Source organism: Exiguobacterium sp. s129 (assembly GCF_018617585.1).
GTDB classification, from domain to species: domain Bacteria; phylum Bacillota; class Bacilli; order Exiguobacteriales; family Exiguobacteriaceae; genus Exiguobacterium; species Exiguobacterium aestuarii_A.
On record NZ_JACSKL010000003.1, the window covers coordinates 67,729 to 87,882 of the forward strand.

At 48.5% G+C, this 20,154-nt stretch carries 21 protein-coding genes; 1 reads left to right on the forward strand and 20 read right to left on the reverse strand.

The features are described 5' to 3' along the window. Positions 1-61 precede the first annotated feature (61 nt). The 8 genes from dinG to bshB1 all read right to left on the reverse strand — a co-directional run bounded on the left by dinG (position 62) and on the right by bshB1 (position 9,128). A complete protein-coding gene (gene dinG, locus KNO92_RS04900; RefSeq protein ID WP_214691912.1) occupies positions 62-2,872 on the reverse strand; it encodes an ATP-dependent DNA helicase DinG in 2,811 nt (936 codons plus the stop codon). Positions 2,873-2,978: 106 nt separating this feature from the next. After that, complete coding sequence (gene panD / locus KNO92_RS04905; RefSeq protein WP_214760304.1) at positions 2,979-3,362, reverse strand: aspartate 1-decarboxylase; 384 nt, start codon at positions 3,360-3,362, stop codon at positions 2,979-2,981. A 5-nt stretch (positions 3,363-3,367) separates the two neighbouring features. Beyond that, positions 3,368-4,198 carry a pantoate--beta-alanine ligase gene (gene panC / locus KNO92_RS04910; RefSeq protein ID WP_214760306.1) on the reverse strand — a complete coding sequence of 277 codons (831 nt, stop codon included), beginning with the start codon at positions 4,196-4,198 and terminating at the stop codon, positions 3,368-3,370. Beyond that, a complete protein-coding gene (gene panB, locus KNO92_RS04915; RefSeq protein ID WP_214691902.1) occupies positions 4,198-5,031 on the reverse strand; it encodes a 3-methyl-2-oxobutanoate hydroxymethyltransferase in 834 nt (277 codons plus the stop codon). Before panB ends, panC begins: the two co-directional genes overlap by 1 nt. 224 nt (positions 5,032-5,255) lie before the next feature. Continuing rightward, complete coding sequence (locus tag KNO92_RS04920; protein ID WP_214691900.1) at positions 5,256-6,218, reverse strand: biotin--[acetyl-CoA-carboxylase] ligase; 963 nt, start codon at positions 6,216-6,218, stop codon at positions 5,256-5,258. Then, positions 6,191-7,330, reverse strand: a complete 1,140-nt coding sequence (locus KNO92_RS04925; protein WP_214691899.1) for a CCA tRNA nucleotidyltransferase — start codon at positions 7,328-7,330, stop codon at positions 6,191-6,193. The genes KNO92_RS04920 and KNO92_RS04925 overlap by 28 nt, the downstream gene beginning before the upstream one ends. Continuing rightward, on the reverse strand, positions 7,327-8,448 hold the full coding sequence (gene bshA, locus KNO92_RS04930) for an N-acetyl-alpha-D-glucosaminyl L-malate synthase BshA (protein ID WP_214760308.1): 1,122 nt from the start codon (positions 8,446-8,448) through the stop codon (positions 7,327-7,329). Before bshA ends, KNO92_RS04925 begins: the two co-directional genes overlap by 4 nt. Further along, positions 8,445-9,128 (reverse strand): bacillithiol biosynthesis deacetylase BshB1, encoded by a 684-nt coding sequence (gene bshB1 / locus KNO92_RS04935; RefSeq protein WP_214691895.1) that lies wholly within the window; start codon positions 9,126-9,128, stop codon positions 8,445-8,447. Before bshB1 ends, bshA begins: the two co-directional genes overlap by 4 nt. Positions 9,129-9,240: 112 nt before the next feature. Between bshB1 and KNO92_RS04940 the strand changes: the two genes are divergently transcribed. Beyond that, positions 9,241-10,116, forward strand: coding sequence for a YitT family protein (locus tag KNO92_RS04940; protein WP_074034617.1), 876 nt, complete (start codon positions 9,241-9,243; stop codon positions 10,114-10,116). A 41-nt stretch (positions 10,117-10,157) separates the two neighbouring features. On the opposite strand, the gene KNO92_RS04945 is transcribed toward KNO92_RS04940, so the two are convergent. The 12 genes from KNO92_RS04945 to aroC form a co-directional block, all read right to left on the reverse strand. Beyond that, positions 10,158-10,613, reverse strand: a complete 456-nt coding sequence (locus tag KNO92_RS04945; protein WP_214691893.1) for a GreA/GreB family elongation factor — start codon at positions 10,611-10,613, stop codon at positions 10,158-10,160. Between the two features lie 61 nt (positions 10,614-10,674). Next, positions 10,675-11,358 carry a zinc metallopeptidase gene (locus KNO92_RS04950; protein WP_214760310.1) on the reverse strand — a complete coding sequence of 228 codons (684 nt, stop codon included), beginning with the start codon at positions 11,356-11,358 and terminating at the stop codon, positions 10,675-10,677. A gap of 38 nt (positions 11,359-11,396) precedes the next feature. Then, positions 11,397-12,014, reverse strand: coding sequence for a DUF1405 domain-containing protein (locus KNO92_RS04955; RefSeq protein WP_214760312.1), 618 nt, complete (start codon positions 12,012-12,014; stop codon positions 11,397-11,399). Between the two features lie 88 nt (positions 12,015-12,102). Further along, complete coding sequence (locus tag KNO92_RS04960) at positions 12,103-12,897, reverse strand: menaquinol-cytochrome c reductase cytochrome b/c subunit (RefSeq protein WP_074034621.1); 795 nt, start codon at positions 12,895-12,897, stop codon at positions 12,103-12,105. A gap of 33 nt (positions 12,898-12,930) precedes the next feature. Further along, entirely contained in the window at positions 12,931-13,602 is a 672-nt protein-coding gene (qcrB, locus tag KNO92_RS04965; protein ID WP_015881478.1) for a menaquinol-cytochrome c reductase cytochrome b subunit, read from the reverse strand. A gap of 15 nt (positions 13,603-13,617) precedes the next feature. Further along, the gene (locus tag KNO92_RS04970) at positions 13,618-14,121 is read right to left on the reverse strand and encodes a QcrA and Rieske domain-containing protein (RefSeq protein WP_214691882.1); all 504 of its coding nucleotides are present in this window, start codon (positions 14,119-14,121) and stop codon (positions 13,618-13,620) included. A gap of 110 nt (positions 14,122-14,231) precedes the next feature. Continuing rightward, positions 14,232-14,672 (reverse strand): DUF2487 family protein, encoded by a 441-nt coding sequence (locus KNO92_RS04975; RefSeq protein WP_214760314.1) that lies wholly within the window; start codon positions 14,670-14,672, stop codon positions 14,232-14,234. A 160-nt stretch (positions 14,673-14,832) separates the two neighbouring features. Continuing rightward, positions 14,833-15,366, reverse strand: coding sequence for a ReoY family proteolytic degradation factor (locus KNO92_RS04980; RefSeq protein ID WP_214691878.1), 534 nt, complete (start codon positions 15,364-15,366; stop codon positions 14,833-14,835). Between the two features lie 23 nt (positions 15,367-15,389). Then, entirely contained in the window at positions 15,390-16,664 is a 1,275-nt protein-coding gene (locus tag KNO92_RS04985) for a tetratricopeptide repeat protein (RefSeq protein WP_214691876.1), read from the reverse strand. Positions 16,665-16,693: 29 nt separating this feature from the next. Continuing rightward, the gene (aroA, locus tag KNO92_RS04990) at positions 16,694-17,944 is read right to left on the reverse strand and encodes a 3-phosphoshikimate 1-carboxyvinyltransferase (protein WP_214691874.1); all 1,251 of its coding nucleotides are present in this window, start codon (positions 17,942-17,944) and stop codon (positions 16,694-16,696) included. After that, a complete protein-coding gene (locus tag KNO92_RS04995; RefSeq protein WP_214691872.1) occupies positions 17,944-18,996 on the reverse strand; it encodes a 3-dehydroquinate synthase in 1,053 nt (350 codons plus the stop codon). The genes aroA and KNO92_RS04995 overlap by 1 nt, the downstream gene beginning before the upstream one ends. After that, a complete protein-coding gene (gene aroC / locus KNO92_RS05000) occupies positions 18,990-20,153 on the reverse strand; it encodes a chorismate synthase (protein WP_214691870.1) in 1,164 nt (387 codons plus the stop codon). The genes KNO92_RS04995 and aroC overlap by 7 nt, the downstream gene beginning before the upstream one ends. Position 20,154: the final 1 nt, after the last annotated feature.

Sequence of the window (20,154 nt, forward strand, 5' to 3'; positions counted from 1 at the left end):
TGACTCCTCCTCCAAAACCTATACGTATCATTATAAAACGATAACATCATGATGCCTAGCGTTATCTATCATTTCTTGTCACAGAGTTTTCCTTTTCATCTAAGAACAATTCTAACTCGGATAAGGATGTCTCTAGCGTCCCTTCAATCCGGTCCACCTTCGGTAAGCTATTGATGAATTGTTTCCCGTAACGAGTCGTCTCGACACGGCGATCGAACACAAAAATCGCACCATAATCCGATTTCGATCGAATCAATCGACCGACACCTTGTTTGAAACGAATGACTGCTTGAGGAAGCGAAAGCTCGAAGAATGGGGATTTCCCCATCGATTCAATTTTTTCCGAACGGGCTTGCATGATTGGTTGATCAGGCGGCGCGAACGGAAGACGTACGATGACGAGGCACGTCAACGCCTCACCCGGAATATCGACACCTTCCCAAAAGCTGGCCGTCCCGAATAAAATCGACTGTTCCATCCGCTTGAACTGTTTCGTCAATCGGCTTCGCGATCCCCCACTGACCCCTTGAGCAAGTAGCGTATAAGAAGGGTCGAGATGATCTTTTACTTGTTCGTAAGTGAGACGTAACAATTCATTCGAGGTGAAGAGGACGAGCATTCGCCCTTTTGTCACGTTTGCAATTTGAACAATCGATTGAGCGGTCTGATCAACGAACTGAGGAAGCGGCACATCATTGATCAACGGGAAGTCTGACGGAACAAACAGTTTTGCCTGTTCCTTAAAGTTGAACGGTGAAGGCAATACGACTCGTCTGACCGGTTCTCCTTCAAGTCCGAGTCGTCGCTCCATAAAACTAAACTTCCCCGAGACCGTCATCGTCGCTGACGTCAAAATCGTCGGTCTCTTCTTAAATAATCGTTCGTGCAGCAACGGACCGATTTCAACCGGTTGCGTGTAGACCGATGTCAACTTACGGTTGCCTAAATTCAACTCGACCCAACTGACCGCATCATCATTACGTGTCAGCATCGTCTCATAAATGACACTTTCGAGCTCACGGACGTCGCTAATCAATGTTTTCAAATCACTCAAAAGTGCGCGTTGTTTGAACGTCATGTGCTCTTTACGCTCATCGAGCAGTCGATGGAGATGTCTGAGTGACGTCCGTAGTGTACGTAACTTGTCCTCTAATCGATTCGCCACTTCACGAATCGGTCTGAATGATGCGCCTTCTCGCTCGAATCGAACGGTTTGCCGGGGTTCTTTTTTCTTTCCCAGTGACTGTAGTGCCGTCAAGAGGTCTTCGAGCTCTTCTTCGACCCGTGCGAGCGCAGAATCAATCTGTTGACTGAACGCCTCTGCCTCTTCTGTCACAGACGTCAAATCGGCTAGCTGAATGATCCGAGAATGAAACTTCCCGTCCGCACCGTATCCGAACCATTTGAACAACCGATCAAATTGGATGGCGTCAAACGTCACACCGAAATGGTGAGAGGCCACTTCTTCGACTTGATGTGCCTCGTCTAAGACGAGTGGAGTATCGGTCGGTAAGATGCCTGCCTGATGTTGCAAATCAGAGAATAAGAGCGCGTGATTCGTCACAATCAAATCTGCTTCTTTCGAACGGAGGACTGCTTTTGTGAAAAAGTCTCGGCTATACCAAGGGTCGAACCGTCCGAATTCACTTGAAGCATCAGCTTGAATCAACCGTTTAAAAGAAGCTGGACCTTGCGTCGCAGATCCTGGGAATGAGAGTTCTTCCAAATCCCCCGTCTCAGTCTCGGTTAACCAGACGAGTACCATCGCCTTACACATCGAAACCAACAATCCATCATTCGACTCATCGAGTACCATTTCGAATTTACGTAAATCGATATAGTTCCGTCTTCCTTTCAACAAGGTGAATTCAATTTCCGGAAAGATTTGTCGAAGTACCGGCAAATCCCGGTTCAAGAGCTGTTCCTGTAATTGAATCGTATGCGTACTGATGACGACAGGGCGCTTCGTCTCAAGTGCATGATGGGCACTCGGGATTAAGTACGCCAACGTCTTCCCTGTTCCCGTCCCTGCTTCGACTAACAACGTTTCCTCGTCGTCTAACGCTTTATAGACGTGACGCATCATTTCAAATTGACTTTGTCTCGGCTCAAATTGATCAAAAATTGACGGGAGCGTTTCTTCAATCGTGCGAAGGAGAAACGGTTCAAAGGGCTCTCGTTCTTCTGCCGGAACGAACGTATCGCTTGGACGGTGTAACGCAATCTTCCGATGAATATCAAAACGCGTTTCGTCATCTGGTCGAATCCCAACCTCGAGGATGATTTCATCGAGCAACGGCTCGACGTGACTCGTCCACGATTCAGACAAATCGCGAAGTCGTTTCAATGTCACGACAGGTAAATCGCGCAAGCGCTCGAGCATTCGGATAAAAAGCTCGGCCGTTGCTTCCGCATCACTGAGTGCGCGGTGTGCGTCTGTATGTACGAGGTCGAATGTCTCAGATAACGCTTCTAAGGCATGACTCTCAAGTGTCGGGTAGAGGATGCGAGCGAGTTCAACCGTATCAATGGCCCTCCCCTGAAACGAAAGATATCCCGCTTGTTCAAGGCTTTCGTTTAAAAACGTTAAATCAAATGCGACGTTATGCGCGACAAATACCCGTCCATCTAGCATTTTCCAAATGTCGGGGATCACTTCTTCAAATGTTGGTGCATCACTTACGTCATCATCGCTAATCGTTGTTAATTGCGTAATAAAAGGTGGGATTGGTCGACCCGGTCGAATCAAGGTGCTGTAGCGCTCGATCACTTCACCATCTTGTACGACGACCGCCGCAAACTCAATCAGTTCATCACCGGACTTTACGGAATGACCCGTTGTCTCTATATCCACAATCACATACGTGTCCATAACATCCATCCCATCTTAGGCACGCTCGTGCTTTCTGTCTGTCTCATCTTACCATAGAACGAACGACGAAAAAACGAGGATGCCTTTGTCGACATCCCCGAATGTTTTATAAAATCGTGTGAGCGATTTCTTCGTAAAGAAGTTGATCGACCTCATTTTGCTCGTTCAATACGGCTACTTTTGGACGATGTATTTTCGCTTCTTCTGCAGTCATTTGACCGTACGCCATGATGATGACAACATCACCGACCTGGAAATGTCTTGCTGCCGCACCGTTTAAACAAATCACACCAGAACCACGTTCGCCTTTGATGACATACGTCTCGATACGAGCGCCATTGTGGTTGTTCGTGATGTGCACATGTTCATTTTCCATGATGCCTACTGCATCCATCAAGTCCTCATCGATTGTAATCGAACCGACGTAGTGTAAGTTTGCTTCTGTCACCGTTGCTTTATGAAGCTTCGCGTGCATAAATGTACGAATCATTGGATTCATCCCTTCTTCCAAATCACATTATCAATCAATCGGGCTCGCTCAAACTGAACGGCCACCGCTATCAATATTTCCTTCGAATCGCTTGAAGCGTCACCGAGCGTCGGATAGTCAACGAGTTCGACATAGTCGATTTGACTGTTCGGAATCTCGTGTAATCGTTCGGTCAGTCGTTGCTTCACTTCTTCAAGATCATGACCTGCCTCAAGTGTTTCTCTCGCTGTCGTCAAAGCTTTAAAGATTTGACTCGCTTCTTCTTTTTCAACGTCTGACAAATATACGTTCCGAGAAGATTTGGCTAGTCCTGTCTCCTCACGAATAATCGGGCAGCGTCGAATCTCGACCGGGACAAAATAGTCTCGGACGTACCCTTCGATGAGTGCCACTTGCTGGGCATCTTTCAGACCGAAATAAGCACGTGTCGGTTGAACAAGGTTAAATAATTTCGAGACGATTGTCAACACACCATCAAAATGGCCGGGACGACTCGCCCCACATAATACATCCGCCCCTTGGCGCACAGTGACACGAGCCATATCAAGCGGGTACATCGTCTCCGTCGTCGGATAGAAGAGAAGGTCGACACCGGCTTCTCTTGCCAACTTTTCATCTCGTTCGAAGTCACGAGGATATCGGTCGAGGTCTTCGTTCGGACCGAACTGAGTCGGATTGACGAAAATACTCATGACAACGACGTCATTCTCACGTCGTGCGTTCTCGACGAGACTCATATGTCCTTCATGTAAATATCCCATCGTTGGCACAAAACCAATCGTTTGATCCGTTGGCAACGTGTGACGTAACTCTTCAACTGTTGATACGATCTTCATCATTTTCCTCCGTACAGCGAGTCGAGCAATGACTCATCCATTGTGAACGTGTGACGTTCAAGCGGGAATTGTCCAGCTTTCGTCTCTTCCACATAAGAACGGATGGCATCTGTCGCCACTTCATTCACGTCGGCATATGCCTGAACGAATTTCGGTAAGCGGTCCACGCCATATTTCAATACGTCATGGTAGACGAGTACTTGTCCGTCGACCTCTGCCCCGGCACCGATTCCGATGACTGGAATCGTCAACTCTTCTGCGATTCGTTTCGCCAACTGATGCGGTACACACTCAAGGACGAGCATTTTCGCACCGGCGCGTTCGGCAGCCAAACTATCTTGAAGCAGTGTCTCTGCCGCCTCAAGGGATTTCCCTTGTACTTTATACCCTTCTAGTACACCGACCGATTGCGGGGTCAAACCTAGATGGGCAACACAAGGCATTCCGACTTGAGTGAGTCGTTCAATCGTCTGAAGGACTTCACCCGCGCCTTCTAGTTTGATCGCATCCGCATGTCCTTCTTGGAAGAGACGGGACGCAGCCTGAAGTGTTCGGTCAAAATCACCATGGTATGTCGCAAATGGCATATCCACCACGACGAATGTGTTTTTCGCTCCACGGCGAACAGCCTTCGAATGGTGAAGCATGTCTTCTGTCGTCACCGGGATTGTCGAGTCATAACCAAGGACGACCATTCCAAGAGAATCGCCGACCAAAATCAAATCGACCCCAGCCGCTTCGGCAAGTTTGGCTGACGGGTAATCATACGCCGTCAACATGACGAGCTTTTCCTGCTCGTTCATTTTTTTCAATAACGAAGTCATCGTGTGCATCTGTTTCTCCTCCTAAACGTGGAGACAGGAAAGAATAAACGCCTTCTTACACGGTTGGCAAGAAGGCGCACGAAAAACAATTTCATGGTTTTCATGAGTAGTGTCCTTCTGTCCCTGTCAAAATGATCAAGGCAGACAACTGATTGTGACAGTCTGCAAGCGCGGTACACTTCAAAAACTGATAGCGTCCGACACATTAAGTATAGTCGATGGTCTCGCTTTCATCAATCATTCCACACTGCAATCTCAGCAGAGTAGACCGGTTCAACCTTTCCTTCTTCTTCAAGAAGTAACGCACCCTCTTCTGATATCCCTCGCATGACCCCAGTACGAGAAGTACGAGAAGCGTTCAACGTGACTTTTTCATTCAAGTAGGCGGCATGTTGCATCCAATTGATCCGGATTGGATCAAAACCACTTTCGAGGAATCTGTCGTATTCGACTTCAAGTTCAGCCAGTAGTTCAGCCAACAGTTCACTTCGACGGAATCGCTTTCCGGTCTCTAGATAAAGAGAAGTGGCCCGATGAGCTAACTCGTCTGGAATCTCCTCACCATTGACGTTCATCCCGAATCCTAGGATGACAGCCTGAATCCGATCACCCTCCGTCTGCATCTCTGTCAAAATGCCACCGATTTTCTTCCCATTCAATAATAAATCATTCGGCCACTTGATCATGACATCAAGATTTTGATGGTTGAGCGCCCGTGCGAATGCACTCGCTGCCATCAACGTGAGTTTCGATGCGTCTCGAATCGGCAAATCCGGTCTTAAGATGATGCTCGCCGCAATATTGACATGTTTTGGGTTATGCCAATGACGACCGAGCTGTCCCCGTCCGGCAGTCTGTTCTTCACTGATGACAATCGTTCCTTCCGACACATGCTGTTGCGCCAATTCATGAGCAATTCGTTGTGTCGTATCGACTTGTTCATATGCATGGACCGTCTGACCGAATCGACCTTTCCGGAATGAGACAAATGCTGGTTCATCCAGACGGTCACTCTGTTCGATCAGTTGATATCCTTTACGGGGAATCGTATGAATCGCGTATCCGTCTTGCTTCAAGGTTTCAATATGCTTCCAAATAGCGGTACGTGAAATATTCAATTGGCGCGCCAATTCTTGTCCGCTCCACACTTCCCCATTTTGTAATAACGTCAAGACACGCCCGCGCGTTGAAGCCATCGTCTCGCCTCCTCTTTTAATACGGTCCCGTGATTCGGAATCTCTTGTGAAATGACACGTCGTTCGAGATCAAGCAATAGATGCTTGATTGCCTCGCCTGTCGCACCTAGTTCAAGCGCATCCCGTCCATTGAATTTCAGTTCTTGACGTGACTGGATCGGGAGTGACTCTTTCAGTTCACGACTGCGGTCTGGTTCACCATTCATTTTAAAGTAAGTCGAGAGAGTCCCCTCATCCGTCGTATAAACCGTCATCACATCGAGTCCGGTCTCACAGAGCTGCGCAAGCACTCGAGCTTCCCGCTTGATTGCATTCGATCGTTTCCATGGCAAGAGCCATGCCTCATCTTTTGCGTGATAGAGGAAGATGGCCCACCCACTGACCGCATTCACTGGAGTGCGATCATCTTGTTGCACCCGTTGCATCAGTTCGGTCGTCACGTTCGGTAGATGACGATGGATGCCGAGCTCGACCATCTCTGCTAACGCTTTTCGATAGGCCGGTCCCGTCAACAATTTCTCAAACTCGATTGCGATGCGTTCCATTGCGATTTGTTCAAGTTTGTGACTAAGTGCATTCGCTGCGTGACGCAATTCTTCGTGTAACGTGAAATCGAGCTGAGACATGAAGCGGAGCGCACGCATGATGCGAAGCGCATCCTCACCAAACCGCTCGAAAGGACTCCCGACCGTGCGAATGATACGTTCATCTAAATCGTGTTGCCCTCCGAATAAATCGACGACTTGTCCATCATGAAACGCCATCGCGTTCATCGTGAAGTCACGACGTAACATGTCCTCTTCGAGCGATACACCGAGTGCGACATGGTCCGGACGTCTTGAATCTGAATATGATCCTTCCGACCGAAATGTCGTCACCTCGAACGGATGATGATCGATGATGACCGTGACCGTTCCATGTTCGATACCGGTCGGGACCGATTTCGGGAACAACGTCATCACTTCTTCCGGGAAGAGGGACGTGGCTAAATCGATATCATCGGGCAAATTTCCAAGGACATAGTCTCGAACGGCTCCGCCAACGATGTACGCCTCGCCGCCATGTCGTTCAATCGTCTCAATGATCTGTTTTGCATACTCCCATTCTGTCATGATGTCACCACCTGTTCATACAAGCGTTCATATTGTGTCACGATGTCTTGTGAGGCGAATCGTTTCGATTTCATCAACCCGTTTTGTCTGAAACGCTCCTGTAACGTTGTATCTGTCAACAGCTGTTGCATCGCCAAAGCGGCTTTCGTTGCATCGCCTCGTGGAACGACGAACCCGTCCTCACCGTCCGTGATCACTTCAGGTAGTCCGCCTGCGTCACTGACGACCGACGGGACTCCCGTTGCCATCGCCTCGAGTGCGACGAGACCGAACGCCTCTTTGTCTGATAAGAGGACATGGACGTCACTAATGGAGAGCAGTGCAGCGACTTGCTCTTGTTTTCCGGCAAAGATGACTTGATCTTCAAGCCCCATCTCCGTCACGAGGCGGCGCATGGCACCCATGAGTGGGCCGTCTCCGACGAGTAATAACTTTTTGTGCGGGACATCCATCTGATCGAACGCCTCGAGGACGAGGTCGACGCGCTTGACGGGACGGAAGTTTGAAATATGGATGACGACTCGGTCGTCTGCCGTTAAGCCGTATCGTTCCCGTAAAGTTGGGTCGAATTGTGGGGTGTACACCGATTCATCAATAAAGTTGTGAATGACTTGAATCGGCAAATTGCTAGCAATCCGCTCTTCCGTCTCCCGTTTCAAACTGTGCGAGACAGCCGTAATCGCGTTAGATTGGCGCAACCCATATAAAATCGCCGGTTTCAATTCCTCATCCTCACCGAGAACGGTGATATCAGTCCCATGTAGCGTCGAGACGATCGGCGTCTTCACACCGGCCATCTCCCGCCCGAGCGCTGCACACACGGCATGTGGTACGGCATAATGCGCATGAATGACATCAAGACCGAATGACTGGATGACACTCGCAATTTTCGCGGAGAGTGTCATATCGTACGGCGGATAGCGAAAGACCGAATATTGGTTGATTTCGACTTGGTGGAACGTGATATTCGGATGATAGGCGTTCAAACGAAACGGCATACTGCTCGTAATGAAATGAACGTCATGTCCTCGGTCCGCAAGCTTCATACCGAGTTCCGTCGCTAAAATCCCCGAGCCACCGACAGATGGATAACAAAGAATTCCGATTCGATACGTCATGTGAGCTCACCTGCCCGTTTGACGACATACGGTCGCACCCGTTTCAACCCTTCCGCATAAGCGACGCCAATCAAGCTCCCGAAATGGCGTTCACGGGCAATGACCCGTTCCACGTATGCATCGGTGAGCGGTGTTTTCACCCCATCGACTGGAGTGAACTGGCTTGCGTAACATTGGAGTGCCCGTGTCTTCACTTCAATCGCATCACTAATATCCACGCACACATCCGGCTCGACATGAGCATTGATCATATATTGATACACACTTTCTGGTCGATATGCCGGAAGCTCCGGTAAATATTTTCGAATACCCGCGTTGAACAACGCCTCTGTCACGAGATAAGCACATGCCGCATGGTCCGGATGGCGGTCGACTTCATATGGATACAACAAGTGGGTTGGGCGCTCACGACGAATCAAGGAGACGATTGCCTCGAGCTGTTCTTCTCCCCCGTCAATTCCCCGGTCTTTAAATCCGAGATTGATTCGGCGGACACCAAGCACGTCATCTGCCACACTGGCTTCCTGTTGTCTCATTTCTACATCACCATTTGAAGAAAGTTCCGCTCTCGTCAAATCGACGTAAACGACCTCAATCTTCTCTTTCGTCCATTGGGCGGTCATCCCTGCAATCCCGATCTCGATATCATCTGGATGTGCCCCGATGGCTACTACTTTCATTTACATCACCTCTTCTTTGAAAAGTATAGCCGACTCGTTTCTGAATGTCATATGTTCAGGGTAGTCAATCGAACTGTTTTTCGAGTACTCTATCTAAGGGGAGGTGAACCTGATGACGGTACAATTACCGATTCGTGTTCGAAATATTATATTCATCTTGATAGGTTCTTTTATTTTTGCATTCGGCGTTTATCACTTCAACGTCCAAAACAACTTGGCAGAGGGTGGATTCACCGGGATCACCTTGATTCTACGTGGTCTCTTTGATATCTCGCCTTCCATCACGAACTTGGCGTTAAACATCCCGCTCTTTTTCATGAGTTATAAGTTGTTAGGGCGAACGACTTTCGTTTATACACTCATCGGGACGTTCTCATTTTCACTTTGGTATGCACTCATCGCTAAATATTCTACACTCGTCATCGACCTGACGGATGACATGGTGCTCGCAAGTTTGTTTGCCGGTCTCTTTATCGGAGTCGGACTCGGAATCATCTTTAACAATGGCGGAACGACGGGGGGCGTCGATATCATCGCGCGACTCGTACAACGCTATATCGGCTGGTCGATCGGAAAGACATTCCTCATCTTTGACTTCTTTGTCATCGTTCTCAGTTTGACGTATCTCGATATCCGCGAGGCGATGTATACGCTTCTCGCTGTCTATATCGGGGCACGTGTCATCGACTCGATGCAAGAAGGAACGTATGCCGGTAAGGCGGCGATGATCATCAGTGACCATCGGACTGCTATCGCCGACGGTATTCATGCGACGATGAACCGCGGCACGACAAGACTACTTGCCAAAGGTGGCTATTCGAACCGTGAACTTGAAGTGTTGTACGTCGTCGTCGGGCGAAATGAAGTGAATCGCTTGAAAACGATCGTCAAACAGATCGATCCTCATGCGTTCGTCACATTCCATCACGTCTATGAAGTGGGCGGAGAGGGCTTTACGTTCGATGAGAATCGAATGCCGCTAAAATAAGCAAAAAGTCGCCTCGTTCACAGGAATGAACGGGCGATTTTTTATGGCTCGATGCTGAGCACCTCGACTTGAATCGTACCTCCGGGCGTTTCGACTTGAATCGTTTGGCCAACACTCGCCCCCATCAAACACCGACCGAGTGGCGATGTCATCGAAATGCTTCCTCGTTCTAGATTCGCTTCTGCCTCACTCACGATTCGATAGCTCTCGGTCTCCTCGTCGCCTTCACGAATCACGACCCGATTCCCGAACGTCACGACTTCTGACTGTTCGGATTCGACGATCGTTGCGTCGTCAAGGAAATGTTCAAGCTCTAATATATCTGCTTCAATTCGCTCAACATCACGAACCGCCTCAGTGTAGGTGACATCTTCTCGAAAATCACAAAATTTCCGCGCCGTACGTATACGTTCACGAGCATCCGTCCTGTCTTGCTTTAACATGGCTAGTTTATTTTTCAATTGCTCATGACCGTTCTCTGTCAGTTGCAGTTTCATCAACAACATTTCCTTTCACCACAAAATAAAAAAATCCCGCCGATTATGACGGGATTTCGTTCTACTCCTCACGTGGCATAAACACGATGAGTGCCAAACGGATAAGTTCGGCAACCGCAACGAGCGTTGCAGCCACATACGTCCATGCTGCAGCATTCAATACTTTCCGTGCGCCAGACTCTTCTGTCGCCGTCACAATTCCGTGTGACGTCAACTGAGCCATCGCCCGTTTCGAAGCATCGAACTCGACTGGGAGCGTGATCAATTGGAACACAACCGCACCGAGCATCATGATGACACCGAGTTGTGCCAATCCGAGTGCACCGAACAAGAAACCACCGATTAATAATGGAAATGACAAGTTCGACGTAATATTGACGACTGGAACGAGACTATGTCGAACGCGCATCATCTTGTAGTCGGTCGCATCTTGAATGACGTGACCGACCTCGTGGGCCGCGATGGCTGCCGACGAAATCGTCGACCCTTGATACACTTCACGAGAGAGACGGACGACTTTATTGACCGGGTCATAGTGGTCGCTCATGAGTCCATCGACCATCTCGATTCGTACGTTGTGAACACCGTTTTGTTTCATGATGAAATCAGCGACTTGTGCGCCTGTGACACCGCTTTGAAGCGGTTGTTTTAAAAACTGTTTGTACGTGCTTTTCACTCGCATCTGGGCCCATAAGGGGATGAGCATAATCAGTGCAAGATAGAAAATATAGCCACCTAATGACATTTTCTATTTCACCTCTGCGTGTATTTGATAATTTGATTTTACATTCTTATGAACTTATTTTCAAGCGAAGGGCGCAGGACGAACGCATATCCCATAAAAAAACATAATCCCGTTAACCAAAACGAGCCGTAACCGATCCACATGATATGTTCCGCGAGTGACGGATAGCGCGGCCATTGACCAAGCACATAATCAACTACGTCATTATGAATTACCCAAATCAATGTACAGACAAACGATGTAATCGTCCATTTCATAAAAGGTGCGTAAATGAGTGCTTGAAGCGCCATCGCTCCATGAGAAACCATCAACATGACCGCCATTAAGATGGTGATGGTCGGTGCATCCACGGGTAACGTCCCTAAAAACATGAAATTCATGATGACGGCCCAGACCCCGTATTTGATTAAGGTAATGAATGCAAGCGTCTCGAATAATGGGGAACGCTTATTCACAATCCATAATCCGAGGACGATTGTAAAGAAGAGCGATGCTGTCGGGCTGTCCGGGACAAACGGCCAATACACGTATGGGGTGTCACGAAGTTGAGGCTCATACCAAATATAACCGTAAATCGTACCGCCTAAGTTGATGACAAATAATAGCGTCAGTACGATTCGATTCATTAAGAAAGTGTTTAAAAACGTCGGGTTCATGTTCTCAATCCTTTTTTCTTCAGTTTATCGCAATACGAATACATAAGTAAAAAAGTGTAGCCTGGTTTCTCAGGCTACACTTTATGGCTTACTCGTTATTTTCGCCGCCTTCACCATATGAAGCGATGAATTCAGATAGTACTTGTAAATCTTCAGGTGAGCCGTCCCACTGACCAGCAGGCATCGTCCCAATCCCGTTTACAGCGATATCCGCAATCTCTTCAGCTGTGTACTGTGTTCCGACGAGTGCTGGAGCTGCTGCTCCACCTTCTAGGTTTTGACCGTGACAGTTCACACAAGATTGAGCTGAATAAATCTCATATCCTGGTGCAGCTGTATCAATTTCAGGACCTTCACCTGGAATTTGAAGTTCGCCTTGAGCGTGGACTTGATCCCAGTGTGTCGTTTGAACAGATTCCCAAGTCAAGTAGAAGACCGAGAGAATACCGAGCAACATGAAACTGATGGCGACTGGACGTTTCGCCGGACGACGCTCGAGACCTTGGTCAAGCCAAGGCGCGATGAGAAGTGCCGTGAACGCCAAACCTGGAATGATGACCGTACCAAGCAAGATCCAGTCTCCTGCAGCGAATTGATATTTGAGTAATTGATACAAGAACAAGAAATACCAGTCCGGTAATGGAATGTATGACGTGTTCGTTGGATCGGCGATATTTTGAAGCGGTGGTGCTTCGACGATTGTCAAAGCGATGAAGCCGATCAAGAAGACCGACCCTACCATCCACTCTTTAAGCAAGAAGTTCGGCCAAAACGCCTCTGTGCGTCCTGGGTATTCTGAATAGTCTTTTGCAATGTTCTGTTTCCGATTCGAGATTCCTACTCGAGAGTCGGTTACAAATTTCATCCCTTTACCGCGATGCATATCGTTTCTCCTCCTTTTTCTCCTCGAATCGGCTTATAGCGGTCCAGAAACCCCTTGTTTACGAATCATCAAGAAGTGGGCTCCCAATAGTCCGAACAATGCCGCCGGTAAGAAGAAGACGTGGATGGCGAAGAATCGTGCGAGCGTGCTCGCCCCGACAATCTCACCACCGGCGAGAAGTGTCTTCGCAATACCACCGATGACCGGTACACTTTCAGCGATTTGAAGCGTAACTTTCGTTGCGAACAATGCTTTCATGTCCCATGGAAGCAAGTATCCTGTGAGTCCAAGCGCCAAGACGACGAAGAACAAGAGAACACCGACGACCCAGTTAAGCTCACGTGGCTTCTTATACGATCCCGTGAAGAACACGCGGAGCGTATGTAAGAATAACATGACGATGGCAACGGATGCGCCCCAGTGGTGCATCCCACGAACGATTTGTCCGTGTGCGATTTCATTTTGCAAATAGTATACTGACGCGTGCGCGTTGATGATATCTGGTACATAGTACATCGTCAAGAACATCCCTGAAAGGATTTGGATGACAATTGTAAAGAACGTCAAACCACCAAAACAATAGACAAATGCAGAGAAGTGATGGGCAGGGTTGACGTGTTCTGGTACTTCGTGGTCTGCGATATCGCGCCAAAGTGGTGTGATGTCTACGCGCTCATCGACCCAATCATAAATTTTTTGTAACATCGACTAGTCCCCCTCTCACTTCTGTGAAATTGGGCTACCTAGGTATAGGAAGCCATCTTTTTCTTCTTTTTCATAACGTGCAAGTGGTGCTGTTGGTGGTGTACCCGGGATGTTCGTTCCATCTTTTTCGTAACGTCCTAAGTGACACGGACAGAAAAATTCTTGTGGACGAGTCGGATCACCCGCAAAAGCTACCTGACAGCCGAGGTGTGTACAAATCGGAGAGAGTGCGATGATTTCGCCACTTTCTGTTTTGTATACCCATGCTGAGAGTGTTTCTTCAAATTCGTACCAAGCATCTTGTGTTTGTTTCTTAAAGTCGACACGTTGCGGCTCAGTCGTGATGTCATCAAGACTCATTACTTTTACTTTGTCGCCTGCTCCAGATTTTTTCAAAACCGGATCAATCGCAAAGTTGACCATCGGACTGATCAATGTTGCCGCCATAAAGCCACCTACTCCAGTCAGTGTGTACGTTAAGAACTGACGGCGCGTGACTTTTGACCCATTTTGAGCCATTTCGTTCCCCCCTCATTCGTGTGCATAACCCCATAATTCTTTATGCATTCTTCACAAAAATTTCTCACTCAACAAAATAGTATATCAATAAAACCTCTACGTCAACCGCTTCATGTCGCCATCCAACGGCTCGAAAGTTCTGTGATAACTTGTGTCGCAAAATTTTGAACCATCGTGTGCGCCTGATCGCTCGACATCGCTCCTAGCGCGAGCGGTGGTACGAACAAAATCGGCAAATCATATGGCTTGAAACGGACGTCTGACGCAATAAACAAAACGTGAGAAAAACCGGATGATTCCGCTTTTGCCACCACATCTATCGCTAGTTCCACACCAGCTTCCACATCGGTGTAACTGATTGTTGGGCTGAGCATCGTCCGACCAGATAATTGACGTTCTGTCTCAACCGTGACGGCATGAATGACTTCATAGCTTTCGGCTTTACGAACCATATCCTCACCAAACGCCAATTCTGCGAGCGGAACGATGAGCGTATCGACGTATTGTCGTTCGGCAATCGAGCGCAATGCCCCTTGACTATCGAACCTCATCTTTTCCCTCCTCTCCAACTTATCTCATCATGTCTATTGTATCGTACATGACTTCGTTCACGTTTCAAACTTATGAACGAACTGTGAAATAATTGTGTATTCCTACGTTATTAATATACCAAAAAACAAGCGCCAACCGGAACGGAAGCGCTTGTTTTTTTCAAAATAATTTAGATTCACGTACTTGGTGGAGTTGACTCGTCAAATTGCGGAATAAGTTCTCGTCCCGACGGTCGAGTGCTTTATCGATTTCAATCAATAAACGCTCTTCTTCGAATTGAGCAACGGAAGCTTGGATGACCGTCTGAGCAGAAGAAGATACTTCATCTTTCACTTCCGCCACCGGTTCAAACGGATTTTGCTCCACGATGTCAATCCAATTCTCATCAATCATCATGCCTTGAAAATTCAATTCTACATAAATCGGCCCATCGTGCAGACGGATGTCATGATAAGCCTTTTCAGGATTCATGGTCACAAGGTCTCCCCGTCGATATCGAAACGGTTCACCGTCAAATCCATACGCCGTCATCACAAGACTTCGTGGCGAGACCGAGGCGTTTGTTACGAAATGAACGTTGCCAAGCTTATCCGGATGTCTCAACCAGTAGTCAAGAATCCATTTCGCTTCACGTTTCCGAAGTGTATGATGAGCGACAAATCGCTTCAAAAAATTCCGTTTCCGCTCGACCATCTGACCTCATTCCCTTCCCTTTATCATTCTACGTCATCAGACAATTGTTCGAGCTGGTCTTCGAGCACTTGGCGATCTTCAAGATCGACCACTAGTGCAAGCGATTGCTCGACCACACGTCGCGCGTCTTGTCTACGACCTTCCTCTATCAACAGTGTAGCCCATTCTGTCACAAATGACACGTCCTCTTTCATCATCGGCTCAATCGAGGCATACAAACTGACAGCTTCGTCATATTCCTCGAGCTCATATTTCGCCTTCGCCTTGTACCAAGTCATGAGCGGGGACGTCGTATGATCTTCGAGTGCATCTATTGTTTCGAGCACGTCATCGATTTCTCCTGCTTCGAATAAAATCGATAAGATTAATTCTGTCGCTTGTAGCGATTCCGGATTCAAGACGAGTGCTTCTCGAAGCTCTTTAACGGCGCCATCGCGATTACCGAGCTTGAGGAGCAATTTTGCTTTCACGTGACGAAGTTCGTCATTATAGTCGTCGCGCGTGATTCCTTGATCGACGATTTGAAGCGCTTCTTCCGTCTGACCATTCGCGTCCAGTGCTTCGGTGTAAGGAAGATAGAGCGAGGTAAAGTCCGGGTCCATCGCCTGAAGCTCTTTAAACTGCTTGATGGCAACTTCCTCTCGACCGATTCGATGCGCTGTCATCGCATGTCCGAAGACGGTATTTAAATTGCGATGTGTTGCTTTTTCATACTCATCGAGCGCTTCTTCGAACGACCCAACCATTGTGAGTGCTTCCGCATAGTCAGCTTGGTAATCGATCTCGGACGGCAAATTCATTTTAGGTAATCGTGCATAAAGCGGGATGGCTTGCTCGAACGATCCGGTCGAAGCGTACAATTCCGCCAACCCGTAAATGAGTAACGGCTCATCCGGATTCTTTTCAAGGGCTTCCATCAATTTTTTCACAGCTACCTCGTCGAGCCCTTGAGATTGATACAAATCAGCTAATAAGACGAGACTTCTCACTTGCGTCTCCGCGTCATCTGACTTGACCTTCTCTAATACAGCAATTGCCTCTTCTTCACGGTCACTGTCTAAATATGCTTCCGCGAGTGACAGAGCGACGTTTGGGTCACCTTCGTAATCCACGTACAATTTTGAAAGTACTTCTGTCGCTCGGTCGGCAAGACCAAGCTCTAAATACAAATCAGCAATCGCTAAGCGATCATCATCCGATCCGTCTTTTTCAAGTTCTTCTATATGCGCAAGAGCATGTTCAGTCTCTCCTGATTCAAGCATCTCGATAATATGTGTTAATGCTGCTTCATCTAGCATGTTTCGTCCTCCTGGCTTTCGCTTTGTCGTTATTCTATCTCACGTTGAATCTGTTGTAAATCTTGACGGAAGCCGGGATAGCTGACATCGGACGCATCAATGCCTTCAATTTGGATGGTTTCATCCGTGACGAGTGTAGCGACTTGTAACATCATCGACAGACGATGGTCACCATGAGCCGAGACGTGTCCGCCATGAAGACGACTCGGTTTTACGATAAACCCATCCTCTTTTCCGACGATGTCCACCCCTAATTTCCGCAACTCCGAGACGACCACGTCGATCCGGTCCGTCTCCTTCACTCTCAGTTCCGCTGCATCGTTCACGATTGACGGAGAATTCGCCTGTGAAGCGACGAGTGCGAATAACGGCAACTCATCGATTTGTGACGGAATCATATCCCTTTCTACGATCGTGCCAAACAGTTCACTTGTCGTCACCGTGACGTCCCCGATCAATTCCTCCCCGACGGCTCGTTCATTGGAGATGATGACGTTTGCTCCCATCCGTTCGAGCGTTCGCAAAAATCCGATTCGAGTCTCATTCAAACAGACGTCTGTCGTCGTGACAGAGCTATTCGGTACGATGGCTGCCCCTGCCCAGAAGAAGGCGGCCGACGAGGGGTCTGCCGGCACATCGACCGTCGCGCCGCTTAGTCGAGAAGGTTCGACACGAATCATGCGCTCTCCTTTTTCCTCATCCACAGAGAGACGAGCCCCAAAGAGTGGCAACATTCGCTCGGTATGGTCTCTAGACAATATCGGCTCACGAACAATCGTCGTCCCTTCCGCACGTAACCCGGCAAGGAGGACAGCCGATTTCACTTGGGCGCTCGCTACCGGTAACGTATAGTCGATGGATTGTAGCGTTTTCCCTTCAATCACGATCGGCGCCAAATCACCTTTCACGTCCGCTCCCATTTCACGGAGTGGTGCGTTGACACGTCGCATCGGACGTTTTGACAACGACTCATCTCCCACGAGTTCAAATGACCCATCATACCCCGATAAGATTCCAATCAACAAGCGCATCGTCGTCCCTGAGTTCCCGCAGTCTAATCGTGCCGAACGTGGTGACTCGACCCCCGTGATGAGGAGTTCGTCTTCTTTTTCGATCACTTCTGCTCCGAGTGAACGAATGATTTCGAGTGTCGAGCGACAATCGGCACCGAGAAGTGGATGCACGACGCGCGTCGTCCCAGTCGCCATCATGCCGAATAAAAGCGCACGATGAGTGATTGACTTATCACTTGGCACACGGATCGAACCGTTTAAACTCATCATTCCCACCATCCTTTCATCTGTTCAAATGTATCTTCAAGGTGCTCGAGCGGCATAGATTCAACGACAATCGTGTCACGGAGCAAGACGAACCGAATTTCGCCGTGACGATTCTTTTTATCCCGAATCATTTTTTCGACATATTGCTCGAACGGTTTCCAGTCAATCGGTGTGACATCGTTCAGACGAATCCATTCAAACAACCGTTTCGCCCGTGTCTCGTCACCCGATAACAAAAAGGCAAACACCATCCCATGTAACACCGCTTCTCCATGAGGGATACGGTACGCCTCGACGGACTCAAGCGCATGACCGAACGTATGCCCGAAGTTGAGCCAAGCGCGAATGTCTTGCTCTTGCTCATCTTTCTCGACAACTGCTCGTTTGACTTCAATGCCACGGGCGAGCCATGTGATCCAATTCAATTCCTCATGTTCAGAAAGAGCGGAAAACAAGTCGTCCTCGAAAGAGGATTCGAGGACGTAACGAGATAAATACGCATGTTTCAACAGTTCACCGAGACCGCTTCGCACTTCCTCGGTCGGCAAGGTACGAAGCCGCGAAACATTATAATAGACACCGATTGGTTGATAGAATGAACCGATCGCATTTTTCGCAAGTGGATGATTGACGGCCACTTTACCACCGACAGCCGAATCATGTGCCAAAATCGTTGTCGGGACTTGTATGTAAGGAACACCACGCATGTAGACACTCGCTAAAAACCCAGCCAAATCACCGATCATCCCGCCACCGAAAGCGACAATCAGAGTGTGACGGTCGCATCCGTGTCTCAATCCTTCTGTCACGAGCTGTTCGAGTTGCGATAACGACTTCGACGCATCACCCGCCTTGACGACAGATGAGACGACGCATGGGTGAACTTGCTCCAACTTTGCAAGGAACGATTCCCCGTAAAGCGCGTCGACCCGTTCATCCGTGACGACCCAGAGCATCGGGTAACGTGACCAATCATTTGTTTCCATCCAGCGGTCTTGATTGTCGACGACAACCTGATACGGGGTCGATGCCGCGATTGGAATGGTCACCATACTCGTAACTCCTCTCGATACTCATCGATTCGGTGTTTTATTCGGTCCATCGTATCATGACCGAACGTCTCACATACTTCCTTCGCCATTTCAAACGCAATGACCGCCTCGACGACGAGTGATGCTGCAGGGACAGCACACGAATCGCTCCGTTCGATTTGAGCGAGGAATGCCTCTTTCGTATCAATATCGACTGATTGAAGAGGCTTATAAAGTGTCGGGATTGGTTTCATGACGGCTGAACAGATAATCGGCATGCCCGTTGTCATCCCGCCCTCAAAACCACCGAGATGATTACTGAGTCGGGTATATCCTTCGTCTCCGTATGCAATCGGGTCCATCACTTCAGAACCGGGACGGTATGCCATTTCAAAACCATCTCCAAACTCCACGCCTTTAAATGCGTTGACACTCAACACCGCCTGCGCAATTTTCGCATCCAATTTTCGGTCATACTGCACATATGAACCTAGACCTGGTACGACACCGTGCACTTCCGTACAGACGATGCCGCCAATCGAGTCTCCATTTGCCTTAGCTTCATCGATGCGACGCATCATCCGCTCAGCCGCTTCTTCGTCAAGCGTCCGAACGGGTGAGGCGTCAATCACTTCTTTTGCTTCTTGGAGCGATTCAAATGTACGTATCTCTGCCCGTTCTCCACCAATCACTTTGACGTAACTAAAGAGCGACACCCCAACTTGTTGAAGCAATTGTTTACAAAAGGCACCGACCGCGACGCGTGCCGCCGTCTCCCTTGCGCTCGAACGTTCCAAAACGTCACGTAAATCGCGATGGTCATACTTCATCCCACCGACCAAGTCGGCATGCCCTGGTCTCGGTCGCGAGACTCGGCGCTTGATTTCGACATCATCTTCGATTGGCTCGGCTTGCATGACGTGTTTCCAATGGGTATGGTCTTTATTCTCAATCCAGAATGTGATTGGTGCGCCTGTCGTTTTACCGTGACGTATACCAGAACGAACATCTACTTGATCTGACTCGATTTGCATGCGACGCCCTCGTCCATATCCCGACTGACGTTTTTTCAACTCTAGGTTAATTTGATTTAAATCTATAGCGAGACCGGCAGGGGCACCTTCAATGATGACCGTCAGGCCCGGACCGTGTGATTCACCAGCTGTCAAATAGCGCATC